Source organism: Corynebacterium imitans (assembly GCF_000739455.1).
GTDB classification, from domain to species: domain Bacteria; phylum Actinomycetota; class Actinomycetes; order Mycobacteriales; family Mycobacteriaceae; genus Corynebacterium; species Corynebacterium imitans.
Map to the genome: position 1 here is coordinate 1,235,125 of NZ_CP009211.1, position 13,680 is coordinate 1,248,804.

At 62.9% G+C, this 13,680-nt stretch carries 11 protein-coding genes and 1 rRNA gene; all 12 read left to right on the forward strand.

The features are described from left to right. The first annotated feature begins 10 nt into the window (after window positions 1-10). Entirely contained in the window at window positions 11-958 is a 948-nt protein-coding gene (gene argB / locus CIMIT_RS05800; RefSeq protein WP_038590412.1) for an acetylglutamate kinase, read from the forward strand. Continuing rightward, window positions 955-2,145: an acetylornithine transaminase gene (locus tag CIMIT_RS05805; RefSeq protein WP_051904833.1), complete on the forward strand. Its 1,191-nt coding sequence runs from the start codon at window positions 955-957 to the stop codon at window positions 2,143-2,145. Before argB ends, CIMIT_RS05805 begins: the two co-directional genes overlap by 4 nt. 1 nt (window position 2,146) lies before the next feature. Beyond that, on the forward strand, window positions 2,147-3,079 hold the full coding sequence (argF, locus tag CIMIT_RS05810) for an ornithine carbamoyltransferase (protein ID WP_038590416.1): 933 nt from the start codon (window positions 2,147-2,149) through the stop codon (window positions 3,077-3,079). Beyond that, the gene (locus CIMIT_RS05815) at window positions 3,076-3,573 is read left to right on the forward strand and encodes an arginine repressor (protein WP_038590419.1); all 498 of its coding nucleotides are present in this window, start codon (window positions 3,076-3,078) and stop codon (window positions 3,571-3,573) included. The genes argF and CIMIT_RS05815 overlap by 4 nt, the downstream gene beginning before the upstream one ends. Before the next feature lie 105 nt (window positions 3,574-3,678). Further along, window positions 3,679-4,887 carry an argininosuccinate synthase gene (locus CIMIT_RS05820; protein ID WP_038590421.1) on the forward strand — a complete coding sequence of 403 codons (1,209 nt, stop codon included), beginning with the start codon at window positions 3,679-3,681 and terminating at the stop codon, window positions 4,885-4,887. Window positions 4,888-4,899: 12 nt separating this feature from the next. Beyond that, on the forward strand, window positions 4,900-6,333 hold the full coding sequence (argH, locus tag CIMIT_RS05825) for an argininosuccinate lyase (protein WP_038590423.1): 1,434 nt from the start codon (window positions 4,900-4,902) through the stop codon (window positions 6,331-6,333). A gap of 51 nt (window positions 6,334-6,384) precedes the next feature. Next, a complete protein-coding gene (locus CIMIT_RS05830; RefSeq protein ID WP_051904834.1) occupies window positions 6,385-7,545 on the forward strand; it encodes a hypothetical protein in 1,161 nt (386 codons plus the stop codon). After that, window positions 7,542-9,128, forward strand: a complete 1,587-nt coding sequence (locus tag CIMIT_RS05835) for a vWA domain-containing protein (protein ID WP_038590434.1) — start codon at window positions 7,542-7,544, stop codon at window positions 9,126-9,128. The genes CIMIT_RS05830 and CIMIT_RS05835 overlap by 4 nt, the downstream gene beginning before the upstream one ends. Further along, window positions 9,115-9,774: a hypothetical protein gene (locus tag CIMIT_RS05840; protein ID WP_051904835.1), complete on the forward strand. Its 660-nt coding sequence runs from the start codon at window positions 9,115-9,117 to the stop codon at window positions 9,772-9,774. Before CIMIT_RS05835 ends, CIMIT_RS05840 begins: the two co-directional genes overlap by 14 nt. Before the next feature lie 11 nt (window positions 9,775-9,785). Continuing rightward, window positions 9,786-9,971, forward strand: coding sequence for a Trm112 family protein (locus CIMIT_RS05845; protein WP_038590438.1), 186 nt, complete (start codon window positions 9,786-9,788; stop codon window positions 9,969-9,971). A 54-nt stretch (window positions 9,972-10,025) separates the two neighbouring features. Further along, complete coding sequence (tyrS, locus tag CIMIT_RS05850) at window positions 10,026-11,288, forward strand: tyrosine--tRNA ligase (RefSeq protein WP_038590440.1); 1,263 nt, start codon at window positions 10,026-10,028, stop codon at window positions 11,286-11,288. A gap of 668 nt (window positions 11,289-11,956) precedes the next feature. Next, window positions 11,957-13,475: ribosomal RNA gene (locus CIMIT_RS05855) — 16S ribosomal RNA — on the forward strand. Window positions 13,476-13,680: the final 205 nt, after the last annotated feature.

A 13,680-nucleotide genomic window follows, 5' to 3' on the forward strand; every position in this document is an offset into this window, starting at 1 on the left:
GAGGAAGCATATGGATAGCGCACTGCAGTCGTTGACCAGCGAGGCGCGCGCACACGTCCTTGCCGAGGCGCTGCCTTGGCTGCAGCACTACCGCGACAAGATCGTGGTGGTGAAGTACGGCGGCAACGCCATGATTGATGAGTCGCTCAAGGCCGCCTTCGCCGCAGACATGGTCTTTCTGCGCACCGTCGGCGCGAAGCCGGTGGTGGTGCACGGCGGCGGCCCGCAGATCACCGCGATGCTCAAGCGCCTGGACTTGGACGGCGGCGAGTTCGTCGGCGGGTTCCGCGTGACCACCCCGGAGATCCTGGACGTGGTGCGCATGGTGCTCTTCGGCCAGGTCGGCCGCGACCTACTGGGCAAGATCAACTCGCACGGCCCGTATGCGGTGGGCACCTCCGGCGAGGACGCCGGGCTGTTTACCGCCGAGCGCCGCTTTGTCGACGTCGACGGCACGCCCACCGACATCGGCCTGGTCGGCACCATCACAGACGTGAACCCCTCCGCGGTGATGGACATCATCGAGGCAGGCCGCATCCCGGTCGTCTCCGGCATCGCCCCGGGCACGGATGGCAACGTCTACAACATCAACGCCGACGAGGCCGCCGGTGCCCTGGCCGCCGCCATCGGCGCGGAGCGCCTGGTGGTGCTCACGAACGTCGAGGGCCTGTACACCGACTGGCCGGACAAGGATTCGCTGCTGTCCAAGATCAAGGCCGATGACCTGGCGCAGATGATGCCTAAGCTGGATACGGGCATGATCCCGAAGATGGGCGCGTGCCTCACCGCCGTCAACGGCGGGGTCAAGGCAGCGCACGTCATCGACGGCCGCATCGCGCACTCGGTGCTGCTTGAGCTGCTGACCGTCGGCGGCATCGGCACGATGGTCTTGCCGGAAGCTTACGACGCGAACGAGTACCCAGAAGGCACAGTCTTCAGGAAGGATGAAACCGCATGACCCATACGCCAACGTCTAAGTGGAACGCCACGCTGATGAACACCTACGGCACCCCGCCGGTCACGCTCGTCTCCGGCAAGGGCGCGCACGCCACCGGCGAGGACGGCACCGACTACATCGACCTGCTCGCAGGTATCGCGGTGAACTCCTTAGGCCACGCACACCCGGCGATCGTGGAGGCCGTGAGCAACCAGATCGGCACGCTCGGGCACGTGTCCAACCTCTTCGGCTCCACGCCGGTCGTGGCCGCCGCGGAAAAGCTGAAAGCCCGCTTCGGCGACGAGAGTGCGCGCCTGTTCTTCTGCAACTCCGGCGGCGAGGCCAACGAGGCCGCCTTCAAGCTTGCACGCTTGACTGGCCGGTCCCGGGTGCTTGCCGCGGTCCACGGCTTCCACGGCCGCACGATGGGTTCGCTGGCGCTGACCGGTCAGCCGGAAAAGCGCGCGCCTTTCGAGCCGCTGCCCGCCGGCGTCGAGTTCTTCGACTACGGCGACCTCGACGCGGTGCGCGCGCTCGTGGCCGAGAACCCGTCCGAGGTAGCCGCGATCATCGTCGAGCCCATCCAGGGCGAGACTGGCGTGATCCCCGCCCCGGAGGGCTTCCTTACCGGCCTGCGCGAAATCTGCGATGAGAGCGGGGCACTGCTGCTTATCGACGAAGTACAGACCGGCATCGGACGCACCGGCGACTTCTTCGCGTTCCAGCACGAGGGCATCGGGCCCGATGTCGTCACCATGGCCAAGGGGCTCGGTGGCGGGCTGCCGATCGGCGCGGTCCTCGCGCGCGGCAAGGCGGCGGAGCTGTTCACCCCGGGCAGCCACGGCACCACCTTCGGTGGCAACCCGGTGGCCTGCGCCGCTGCCAACGCCGTCCTCGACACGATCGATGATGACTTCCTCGCCGAGGTGCGCCGCAAGGGCGAGAAGCTCGCCGAAGGGCTGGCGGCGATCGATGGGGTGCGCGAAGTCCGCGGCCGCGGACTCATGCTCGGTGCCGTGCTCGAAGCGCCTGTGGCGAAGGAAGCTGTGGCGGCTGGGCTTAAGCGCGGGGTGATCGTCAACGCGCCGTCGGCAAGCGTGCTGCGCTTAACACCGCCACTCGTGATCACTGACGAAGACATTGACACCGCACTCGAGCGGGTCGCGCTCGCCCTGCGGGACGCGACGGAGCAGCAGAAAGGGAACTAGGATGACCAGACACTTTTTGGCAGACGACGATCTTTCCCCGGTCGAGCAGGCCGAGGTGCTCGCGCTGGCCGCGAAGATGAAGCGCGACCGCTTTGCGCACCGCCCGCTTGCGGGGCCGAAGTCGGTGGCGGTGCTCTTTGACAAGACGTCGACGCGCACCCGCTTCTCCTTCGACGTGGGCATCACGCAGCTTGGCGGGCACGCGATTGTTACGGATACGTCGAAGTCGCAGATGGGCAAGGGCGAGACCCTGCAGGACACGGCGGCGGTGCTCTCCCGTTTTGTGGACGCGATCGTGTGGCGCACGTACGCCCACGACAACTTCCACAAAATGGCGGAGACCGCGACGGTACCGCTGGTCAATGCGCTCTCCGACGATTTGCACCCCTGCCAGATCTTGGCGGACCTGCAGACGGTTCAAGAGAACTTTGGCAAGCTCAAAGGCCTGCGCGCCGCCTACCTTGGCGACGGCGACAACAATATGGCCAACTCCTACATGCTTGGCTTTGCCACCGCGGGCGTCGACATCGCCATCGTGGCACCGGAGGGCTTCCACCCGAAGGAGGAATTCGTCACGCGTGCCCGCGCCCGCGCAGCCGAGACCGGGGCCGAGGTGACCGTGACCGCTGACTTGGCCGCCGTCGACGGCGTCGACGTGGTCATCACCGATACCTGGGTGTCCATGGGGCAGGAGGACGACGGCAAGGACCGCCGCACCCCATTTTTGCCCTACCAGGTCAACGCTGACCTCATGGCCCGCGCCGGTGAGAACGCCATCTTCCTGCACTGCCTGCCCGCTTACCGCGGTAACGAGGTCACCGCAGAGGTCATCGACGGCACGGCCTCCCGCGTCTTCGACGAAGCGGAAAACCGCCTGCACGCGCAGAAAGCGCTGCTGGCTTGGCTTTTGACACACCAGGAGGAAAGCGCATGACCCAACCCGTCTCGCGTACCGCCAGGCAGGCCCGCATTTTAGAGATCATCAGCTCGACCCGGGTGTCCTCGCAGGCGCAGCTTTCCGAGATCCTGCAGTCCGACGGCATCGAGATCACCCAGGCGACGCTCTCGCGCGACTTAGACGAGCTCGGCGCGAAGAAGATCCGCCCGCTCGGCGGCGGTCGCGCCTACTACACGGTGACTTCTGATACCGGTTCCATCAACGTGGTGCAGTCCGGTCCCCGGGAAAAGCTGCGCCGGATGATCGAGGAACTGGTGGTCTCCGTGGACTACACGGGCAACACCACCGTGCTGCGCACACCGCCGGGCGCTGCGCAGTACCTGGCCAGCTACATCGACCGGGTTGGCCTGGACGAGGTGGTCGGCTGTATCGCCGGCGACGACACAATCTTCGTGCTTGCGCGCGAGCCGCTTACCGGCAAAGACCTGGGCGTCAAAGTCTTCGGGCATGTCCACCCGGCCAACGAATAGGCGGTGCACGCCGGTTGCCCCGCTGCTTAAGGCACCGGGGTACGCTTAGCCAAGCGTGAAATTTTTCAACTTGATTTACACCTAAAGCAAAGGAGCTTTCTTTTCATGAGCAATCGCGTTGTTCTCGCGTACTCCGGCGGTCTAGATACCTCCGTCGCCATCCCGTACCTGGGCGAAATGCTGGACGCTGACGTCGTCGCCGTCTCGCTCGACCTGGGTCAGGGCGGCGAGGACATGGAGTCGGTGCGCCAGCGCGCGCTCGACTGTGGCGCGGTCGAGTCCGTCGTGGTGGACGCGAAGGACGAGTTCGCCGAGGAGTACTGCCTGCCCACCATCAAGGCCAACGGCATGTACCAGGGCGAGTACCCGCTGGTATCCGCCATTTCGCGCCCGTTGATTGTCAAGCACCTGGTGGAGGCAGCACAGGAGCACGGCGGTACTCACGTCGCACACGGCTGCACCGGTAAGGGCAACGACCAGGTCCGCTTCGAGGTCGGCTTCCTTAACCAGGACCCGGATCTGGAGATCGTGGCACCTGCGCGCGACTTTGCGTGGACCCGTGACAAGGCCATCGAGTTCGCAGAGGGCAAGGACCTGCCGATCGAGCAGTCCGCAGCATCTCCGTTCTCCATCGACCAGAACGTGTGGGGCCGCGCCGTCGAGACCGGTTTCCTGGAGGACCTGTGGAACCCGCCGACAAAGGACCTCTACGCCTACACCGAGGACCCGGCGCTGGGCAACGCCCCGGACGAGGTCATCATCTCCTTTGAGTCCGGCAAGCCCGTCGCCATCGACGGCCGCAAGGTCACCGTGCTGGAGGCCATCGAGGAGCTCAACCGCCGCGCCGGTGCGCAGGGCATCGGCCGCCTGGACATGGTCGAGGACCGCCTGGTGGGCATCAAGTCCCGCGAGGTCTACGAGGCACCGGGCGCGATCACCCTGATCACCGCGCACAAGGCGCTGGAGGATGTCACCGTCGAGCGTGAGCTCGCGCGCTACAAGCGGCTTATCGACGCCCGCTGGTCCGAAGAGGTCTACGACGGCCTCTGGTTCGGCCCGCTGAAGCGCTCCTTGGACGCGTTCATCGAGTCCACCCAGGAGCACGTCACCGGCGATATCCGAATGGAGCTGCACGCGGGCAAGGCGACGGTCAACGGCCGCCGCTCCAACCACTCGCTCTACGACTTCAACCTGGCTACCTACGACACGGGCGACACCTTCGACCAGACCCTGGCCAAGGGCTTCGTGCGCCTGCACGGCCTGAGCTCGCAGATTGCCAACAAGCGCGACCGCGAAGCGGGCGCGCAGAAGTAGGAGCCGATAGGTATGGAGCAGCACAAGACGAATGAAGGCGCGCTGTGGGGCGGCCGTTTCTCCGGCGGTCCCTCGGAAGCGATGTTCGCCCTGAGCGTGTCCACCCACTTTGATTGGGTGCTCGCACCGTATGACGTGTTGGCCTCGAAGGCGCACGCCAAGGTGCTGCACAAGGCGGGCCTGCTTTCCGACGCCGACCTGGACACCATGCTCACCGGCCTCGATCAGCTGGGCAAGGACGTCGCCGACGGCACGTTTGTCCCGGCTCCGACGGACGAGGATGTCCACGGCGCGATGGAGCGCGGCCTGATCGAGCGCGTCGGCCCCGAGGTCGGCGGCCGCCTGCGCGCGGGACGTTCTCGCAACGACCAGGTCGCCGCGATGTTCCGCATGTGGTGCCGCGACGCCCTGCGCGGGGTCGCGGTTGAGGTGAGCAACCTCATCGACGCGCTCGTCGACCAAGCGGCGGCACACCCGGACGCGATTATGCCGGGCAAGACCCACTTCCAGGCGGCGCAGCCGATTCTGCTCGCGCACTCTCTGCTCGCGCACGCGCAGCCGCTGCTGCGCGACCTGGAGCGCATCCAGGACGCAGACAAGCGCCTGGCGGTCTCGCCCTACGGCTCCGGTGCCCTGGCGGGTTCCTCCTTGCACCTGGACCCGGAGGCAATCGCCACTGAGCTGGGCTTCGACTCCGCGACCGATAACTCGCTCGACGGCACCGCCTCGCGCGACTTCGCGGCCGAGACCGCCTACGTGCTCGCCCAGATCGCCGTGGACATCTCCCGGCTGTCGGAGGAGCTCATCGCGTGGTCCACGCCGGAGTTCGGCTACATCACGCTTGACGACGCCTGGTCGACCGGCTCCTCGATCATGCCGCAGAAGAAGAACCCGGACGTACCCGAGCTCGCTCGCGGCAAGACCGGCCGCCTGCTGGGCAACCTCACCGGGCTGCTGGCCACGCTGAAGGCGATGCCGCTGGCGTACAACCGCGACCTGCAGGAAGACAAGGAGCCGGTGATCGACTCGGTCAACCAGCTGCGCATCCTCCTGCCGGCGATGACCGGGTTGGTGTCCACGCTGGTGTTCCACGAGGACCGCATGCGCGAGCTCGCGCCGGCCGGTTTCACTCTGGCCACGGATCTGGCGGAGTGGATGGTGCGCCAGGGCGTGCCCTTCCGCGAAGCCCACGAGGCCTCCGGCGCCTGCGTGCGTATCGCTGAGCAGCGCGGCGTCGATTTGGTGGATTTGACGGATGAGGAGCTCGCGGGCGTCGATAAGCGATTGAAGCCCGAGGTGCGCGAGGTGCTCACCATCGATGGGGCAGTGGCCTCCCGCGACACCCGCGGTGGCACCGCCAAGGTGCGCGTGGTGGAGCAGCGCGAACGCGTGGCGGAGGCTAATGCGGCGTACCGCGCCTGGGCCGAGAAGCCCTTGCGCGGCTAGGGGGTACTCCTTTCCACTGCGAAGTGACTTAGCGCACTCTATGCTGGGTGCATGACTGAATCTACTGGCGACAACCGAAAGCAACGCGGATCCCGCGTGCTTTCGGTTGTTTTGGGTTGTATCCTGCTCGTGCTTGCTGGGTATGCGGTCTACAGCGCGCGAGACTCCCAGTCTTCTGGAGGGTTTTTCGGGCTTGGTGGCGGCTCGGGTATGACCACAGTGCGCGGTGTGATCGGCTCGGAAAAGCGGGACTACTTCGACGACCCGGAAGTCAAAGAGCGACTGGAGAAGCTCGGCTATACCGTCGAGTTTTCCACTGCGGGCTCGCGGCAGATCGCCACGAGTACTGACTTAGAGAAGCAGGACTTCGTCTTTCCTTCCTCCGGTCCGGCCGCACAAAAGGTGAAGAGTCTGGGATCCAACTACTCGGTGGACTACCCCTTCTTTACCCCGATGGCCATTGCGAGCTGGAAGCCGCTGGCGGAGATGCTCGAGCGCGAGGGCGTGGTCCACCGCGCCGATGGTGCCTACGCCTTCGACATGGCCGCCTACATCAAGCTGGTGGAAGAAGGGAAGCGCTGGCGCGACCTTGGCGACGGCTACGCCTCGCCCCGCCAGGTGCAGGTAAGCACCACGGATATTCGTACTTCCAACTCTGCGGCGATGTACCTGTCGCTGCTGGCGTGGCAGTTCCAGGAGGAAGAGCCCGGCATCTCCCCTGATGCGCTCGTGGACAAGATTGCCCCGTTCTTTGTGGGCCAGGGTTACTCCGAATCCTCGTCTTCGGCACCGTTTCGCGATTACCTGAGCCAGGGGATGGGTTCCATGCCGCTGGTGCTGGTGTACGAGGCGCAGTTCCTTGGCGAGCAGATGAAGGAGCGCTCGCGGATCCGCGAGGACATGGTGCTCATGCAGCTCGAACCCACGGTGGTGGCAAACCACGGCATCGTCGGGATCTCCGATGCAGGTAAGGAGCTTGGACGCCTGCTGAGCACGGACCCGGAGCTGCAACAACTGGCAGCCAAGCACGGCTTCCGCCCGGCTGAAAGTGGCTCGCTGGCAGAAGAACTCGAAGCACACGGCCTGCCCGCGCCGTCCGATTACGTCAACAGCGTCGACCCACCCACCTTTGACCAGCTCGAGCAGCTTCTCGACGGGGTGGGCGAGCGCTACGGAGGCCAACCGCCCGCCAACGAGGAGGCAACCCTATGAAGAGAATCTTTGCCCTCTGCACGACGCTGATGCTGGCACTGGTCGCATCCGGGTGCTCGGCGCTGGACCAGCTCCCGCAGCTGGGAGAAAACAAGCCGCTGCACATTGTGGCGGCCACTGAGCTGCAAGACCTCGAACCGCTAATTCAGCAGGCCGGTGAGGAGCTGGGCACCGATATCGAGGTGACCTACCTCGGCGGCACCCTAGAGAACTCGCAGGCGCTCAAGGCCGGTGAGCTGGACGGGGCGTACGACGCGACCTGGTTCGCCACGAACCGCTACGCCAACCTGATCGGTGCCGCGGATGCGCTGGGGGAGGAGTACCCGCTGGCGAGCTCGCCGATCGCGATTGGGCTGCGCAGCGAAATCGCTCGCTCCAACGGCTGGGTTGACAACCCGCCCACCTGGGAAGACCTTGCCCAGGCCGCGAAGGACGGCGAGTTTACCTTCGGGATGACGGACCCCACCGCGTCGAACTCCGGGTTTTCTACCGTGGTCTCCGCCGCTACCGCGCTCGCGGACACAGGCGTGGCGCTTTCCCAGCAGGACCTTGACGCGGTAGGTCCGCAGCTAGGAGAGTTCTTCTCGGCCCAGACCCTGTCCTCGGGCTCGTCTGGGTGGCTCGCGGACACCTTCCGCGACGACTCGTCGAAAGCCGACGGCATCTTCAACTACGAGTCCACCCTGCACCAGTTGAAGAAGGACGGGGTCGACCTTGAGGTGATCGTGCCCGCAGACGGCACGATCACCGCCGACTACCCGTTGAGCACGCTGCGCACGCCGCAGCACGAAGGCTCCGCTGACACCGTGCGCGAGCTGGCAGAGTGGTTCGAGGAGCACCAGCAGGAAGTCGCAGACACCTACCGTCGCCCGGTCTTCCCGGTAGACGCCCTGCCCGCGGAGCTGTCCGGCCAGAACCCGATCGACCTGCAATACCCGGCAAACGAGACCGTGGCACGCACCCTGCTGGAGCGCTACAACGACGACTTCCGCCGCCCGGGCCAGTCCATCTTCCTGCTGGATACCTCCGGGTCAATGCAGGGCGAGCGCATGACTTCGCTGAAGGCCATCATGGGCCAGCTCATTGGGGGCTCCGCGGCGACGTCGACAGGCGATGTTTCCTTCCGCAACCGGGAATCAGTAAGTCTACGGCCGTTCAACAGCGAACTGCTCGACGGCGTGACCGCGACGCTTTCCGAGGATGATCCACAAAGTCGCGCCACGCTAAGCGAGTTTATCGACGGTCTCGAAGCCGACGGGTACACCGCCACCTACGGAGCCCTGAAGGGAGTGCTGGAAGAGCAAGCCAAGATGCGCAGCGCCGAGCAGGATGGTGAGTTCCGTGCCCCGACGATCGTGCTGCTTTCCGACGGTGAAGCGACCGTGCCACCCTTTTACGATGAGTTCGCAGCCGAGTATGCCCAGCACGACGAGTGGGCAGGTATACCCGTCTTCGTCATTCTGTACGGCGAGGCGAAACGCGCTGAAATGGACAAGCTTGCGGAACTGACGGGGGGTAAAGTTTTCGACGCACAGCAGGCAGAGTTGGCCGAGATGTTTAAGGAGATCCGTGGCTACCAATAAGTGGGAGTACTTCAGCTCGCGCAAGAACCAGGTCGGCATGATCGCCGCCGCGCTGACCACGGGCCTGTTCATCGTGTTTGGCCTCATTGGCGCGGCAGGCGTGATCCCGTGGCTGGTTGCCACTACCGCGGCGTACGGCGCGGGTGCGCTGCTGACCCCCTCGCGCGAGCAGAAGGCCCTGGAGCCGAGTGTCCCGACGCAGGCACTGATCGACGCCGAAGTACAGGAGAACCTGACGAAGCTGCACCGCGCGAACGTACCCCCGCCGGTCTACAACGAGGCGCTCGCCCTGCAAGCTGCGATCCGTTTCGTGCTCTCGCGCTGGGACGATCTGAACGCGACGCCAGAGCACCAGCAGACGGTGTACAACGTGTCGAAAATCTACTTCCCCGAGGTCGTGACCACCTACCTCAACTCCCCGCTGTACCGCGGGGAGGATGCCTCCCTGTGGTGCATGGAGTCCCTCGACACCATGACGAAGGCCGTCGACCGGGTCAAGCAGGGCATTTTGGACAACAACTTGCGCGCGCTCGAATCGCAAGCCACCTACCTCAAGGAGGCGCTGAAAGGGCCAATCCCGCTTGACGACGCAGCGTTGGACCCACCAACCGATCCCGACACTCCTTCGATGAACCCCTACCAGTAAGCTTGAGTGCTATGAGTCTCGATCCGAAACTCCTTGACGTACTTGCCTGCCCACAGGACAAGGGCCCGCTGACGTACAAGGAAGATGAACAGTTGCTGGTGAACGAGCGCCTCAACATTGCCTATCGCATCGACGACGGCATCCCGGTGCTCCTTATCGACGAGGCGCAGGACTATCCGTCCGCACCGTCCGCGTAGCTACGCGCTTCGCTCAGCCCTGTATCACCACGAGAGAATTGAGAGAGACTACCTATGAGCACGAACATTGTTGATGAGCTTGAATGGCGCGGACTGATCAACCAGTCCACTGACCTGGAGGCACTGCGGACCGCGACCGAGGCGCCGATCAGCCTGTACTGCGGTTTTGACCCGACGGGCCCGTCGCTGCACGCGGGCCACCTCGTCCCTCTGCTCATGCTCCGCCGCTTCCAGGAAGCTGGCCATCGCCCGATCGTGCTGGCCGGCGGCGCTACCGGCATGATCGGCGACCCGCGAGACGTGGGGGAGCGAACGATGAACTCCTCTGACACGGTCGCCGACTGGGCAGGTCGCATTTCGAGCCAGCTCGAGCGCTTCGTTTCCTTCGAGGGGGACAACGCCGCGCTGCTGGTGAACAATAATGACTGGATCAAGGACATGACCGTCATTGACTTCCTCCGCGACGTGGGCAAGCACTTCTCCTTGTCCACCATGCTCAGCCGCGACACCGTGAAGCGCCGCCTGGAAAACGACGGCATCTCCTACACCGAGTTCTCCTACATGCTGCTGCAAGCAAACGACTACGTGCAGTTGCGTCGCAACCACGACTGCGTGCTGCAGGTCGGTGGCGGCGACCAGTGGGGCAACCTTGTCGCTGGCGTAGACCTGAACCGTCGCATGGATGGCGAGCAGGTTCACGCGCTGACTGTTCCGCTCGTGACCGATTCCGAGGGCAAGAAGTTCGGCAAGTCCACCGGCGGCGGCTCCCTGTGGCTCGATCCGGAAATGACCAGCCCGTACACCTGGTACCAATACTTTGTGAACACTGCTGATGCCGACGTTATCCGCTACCTGCGTTGGTTCACCTTCCTTGATCAGGAAGAGCTTGATCGTCTTGCGGTCGAGGTGGAAGAGCGCCCCTTCAAGCGTGAGGCACAGAAGCGTCTCGCGCAGGAGATGACCGACCTGGTGCACGGGGTGAAGGCTCGCGAAGGCGTTGAACTTGCTTCGCAGGCGCTGTTCGGTCGCGCCGAGATCCGTGACCTGGACGAGCAGACGCTCGCCTCGGCAGTCTCCGCGACCGAGGTCTTCGAGTTCAGCGACGCTGAGACCTCCATCGTCGATCTGCTCGTCGGCGCTGGCTTGTCGGAGTCGAAGGGCGCAGCCCGCCGATCCGTCAAGGAAGGCGGCATCTACGTCAACAACGAGCGTGTGGAGTCCGAGGACTGGACGCCGACTGCCGACGATCTCCTGCACGGATCGTGGCTCGTGCTGCGCCGCGGCAAGAAGAGCTTTGCTGGCGCCAAGAAGATGTAGGGCTTCAATTCGCTGCAACGCCGTTGCTTCTCGTGTAAGGAGAAGCAACGGCGTTTTGCTTTGCACGAATATGCGGCTTGTGCTGGCGATTTGTGTTGGTGTGTGGAAAATGGTTAAGTATTTTCTCGTTGCCGCGAGCGAGTGAGTCGCTGGGTGGGAACGAGATAATTTCAAAGTGTTGCAGGCTTGGTTTGCAGGTTGTTTGGTCGGGGTTGTTCTCGATTTTGACTTTTGTTTACCTTGTGTGTAACGTTGAGATCCGCTGCTTAGCGCTGATTGGTTGAGTACTGGTTGGTGCGGGTGTGCGTGTGTTGTTTGAGAACTCGATAGTGTGCCAATGTACTTTTGTTTGTGGATTGGTTGCGTGCCTGGTTGTGCTGGCTGTGCCCTGTGTGGGTGTGGTTGGTGTGTGCCGGTGGTGCTGCCCTTGAATCTCTAATTTTGGGTGGTGTTTTGCTGGTTGCTTGGTGCGTGATGTGATTCGCGTTATTTTGTAACTATTTTTGTTTTGCCGGTCCTTGTTTTCCCTCGTCGGGTGAGGGCCGGTTTATAAACAGTAATTTGAGGATTTGCCAGTCCTGCATTGCAGTTTTTGTGGTGTGGGTTGGTTTGTTTTTGGTTAGGTTTTCAGGCTTTTCACGGCCTTGTTTCTTGCTGAAACATTTGTTTTTGTGGAGAGTTTGATCCTGGCTCAGGATGAACGCTGGCGGCGTGCTTAACACATGCAAGTCGAACGGAAAGGCCGAAGCTTGCTTCGGTACTCGAGTGGCGAACGGGTGAGTAACACGTGGGTGATCTGCCCTGTACTTCGGGATAAGCTTGGGAAACTGGGTCTAATACCGGATATGACGATCTCTTGGATGGGGTTGTGGAAAGCTTTTGCGGTATGGGATGAGCTCGCGGCCTATCAGCTTGTTGGTGGGGTAATGGCCTACCAAGGCGTCGACGGGTAGCCGGCCTGAGAGGGTGTACGGCCACATTGGGACTGAGATACGGCCCAGACTCCTACGGGAGGCAGCAGTGGGGAATATTGCACAATGGGCGCAAGCCTGATGCAGCGACGCCGCGTGGGGGATGACGGCCTTCGGGTTGTAAACTCCTTTCGCAACCGACGAAGCTTTTGTGACGGTAGGTTGAGAAGAAGCACCGGCTAACTACGTGCCAGCAGCCGCGGTAATACGTAGGGTGCGAGCGTTGTCCGGAATTACTGGGCGTAAAGAGCTCGTAGGTGGTTTGTCGCGTCGTTTGTGGAATACCGCAGCTTAACTGCGGGGTTGCAGGCGATACGGGCATAACTTGAGTGCTGTAGGGGAGACTGGAATTCCTGGTGTAGCGGTGGAATGCGCAGATATCAGGAGGAACACCGATGGCGAAGGCAGGTCTCTGGGCAGTAACTGACGCTGAGGAGCGAAAGCATGGGGAGCGAACAGGATTAGATACCCTGGTAGTCCATGCCGTAAACGGTGGGCGCTAGGTGTGAGTCCCTTCCACGGGGTTCGTGCCGTAGCTAACGCATTAAGCGCCCCGCCTGGGGAGTACGGCCGCAAGGCTAAAACTCAAAGGAATTGACGGGGGCCCGCACAAGCGGCGGAGCATGTGGATTAATTCGATGCAACGCGAAGAACCTTACCTGGGCTTGACATACACCGGATCGCTGCAGAGATGTAGCTTCCCTTTGTGGCTGGTGTACAGGTGGTGCATGGTTGTCGTCAGCTCGTGTCGTGAGATGTTGGGTTAAGTCCCGCAACGAGCGCAACCCTTGTCTTATGTTGCCAGCATTTGGTTGGGGACTCATGAGAGACTGCCGGGGTTAACTCGGAGGAAGGTGGGGATGACGTCAAATCATCATGCCCCTTATGTCCAGGGCTTCACACATGCTACAATGGTCGGTACAACGCGTTTGCGAGCTCGTGAGGGTGGGCTAATCGCTGAAAGCCGGTCGTAGTTCGGATTGGGGTCTGCAACTCGACCCCATGAAGTCGGAGTCGCTAGTAATCGCAGATCAGCAACGCTGCGGTGAATACGTTCCCGGGCCTTGTACACACCGCCCGTCACGTCATGAAAGTTGGTAACACCCGAAGCCCATGGCCCAAACKTGTTAGGGAGTGGTCGAAGGTGGGATCGGCGATTGGGACGAAGTCGTAACAAGGTAGCCGTACCGGAAGGTGCGGCTGGATCACCTCCTTTCTAAGGAGCTTTTTTAATGTGCCCACGGTTGTGGGACGTGTGGTGGTTGAGTCGCCGAGTGTGTGACTGCCACCRAWWAKTRTTTKRAAWTCCGGGTGGATGCRYAYCCGCAGKRCAYRGAKKSMCTGCGTAGCAGACCTGGGTGGTAACCAAGCTTCACAAACATTGTTTTGGGTATGTTGGCATGCTGTTGGGTGTCTGGGGC

Coding starts and splice junctions, on each gene's coding strand:
- argB (WP_038590412.1), top strand. CDS start 11: ATGGATAGCGCACTGCAGTCGTTGACCAGCGAGGCGCGCGCACACGTC.
- CIMIT_RS05820 (WP_038590421.1), top strand. CDS start 3,679: ATGAGCAATCGCGTTGTTCTCGCGTACTCCGGCGGTCTAGATACCTCC.
- CIMIT_RS05830 (WP_051904834.1), top strand. CDS start 6,385: ATGACTGAATCTACTGGCGACAACCGAAAGCAACGCGGATCCCGCGTG.
- tyrS (WP_038590440.1), top strand. CDS start 10,026: ATGAGCACGAACATTGTTGATGAGCTTGAATGGCGCGGACTGATCAAC.
- CIMIT_RS05845 (WP_038590438.1), top strand. CDS start 9,786: ATGAGTCTCGATCCGAAACTCCTTGACGTACTTGCCTGCCCACAGGAC.
- CIMIT_RS05835 (WP_038590434.1), top strand. CDS start 7,542: ATGAAGAGAATCTTTGCCCTCTGCACGACGCTGATGCTGGCACTGGTC.
- argF (WP_038590416.1), top strand. CDS start 2,147: ATGACCAGACACTTTTTGGCAGACGACGATCTTTCCCCGGTCGAGCAG.
- argH (WP_038590423.1), top strand. CDS start 4,900: ATGGAGCAGCACAAGACGAATGAAGGCGCGCTGTGGGGCGGCCGTTTC.
- CIMIT_RS05805 (WP_051904833.1), top strand. CDS start 955: ATGACCCATACGCCAACGTCTAAGTGGAACGCCACGCTGATGAACACC.
- CIMIT_RS05815 (WP_038590419.1), top strand. CDS start 3,076: ATGACCCAACCCGTCTCGCGTACCGCCAGGCAGGCCCGCATTTTAGAG.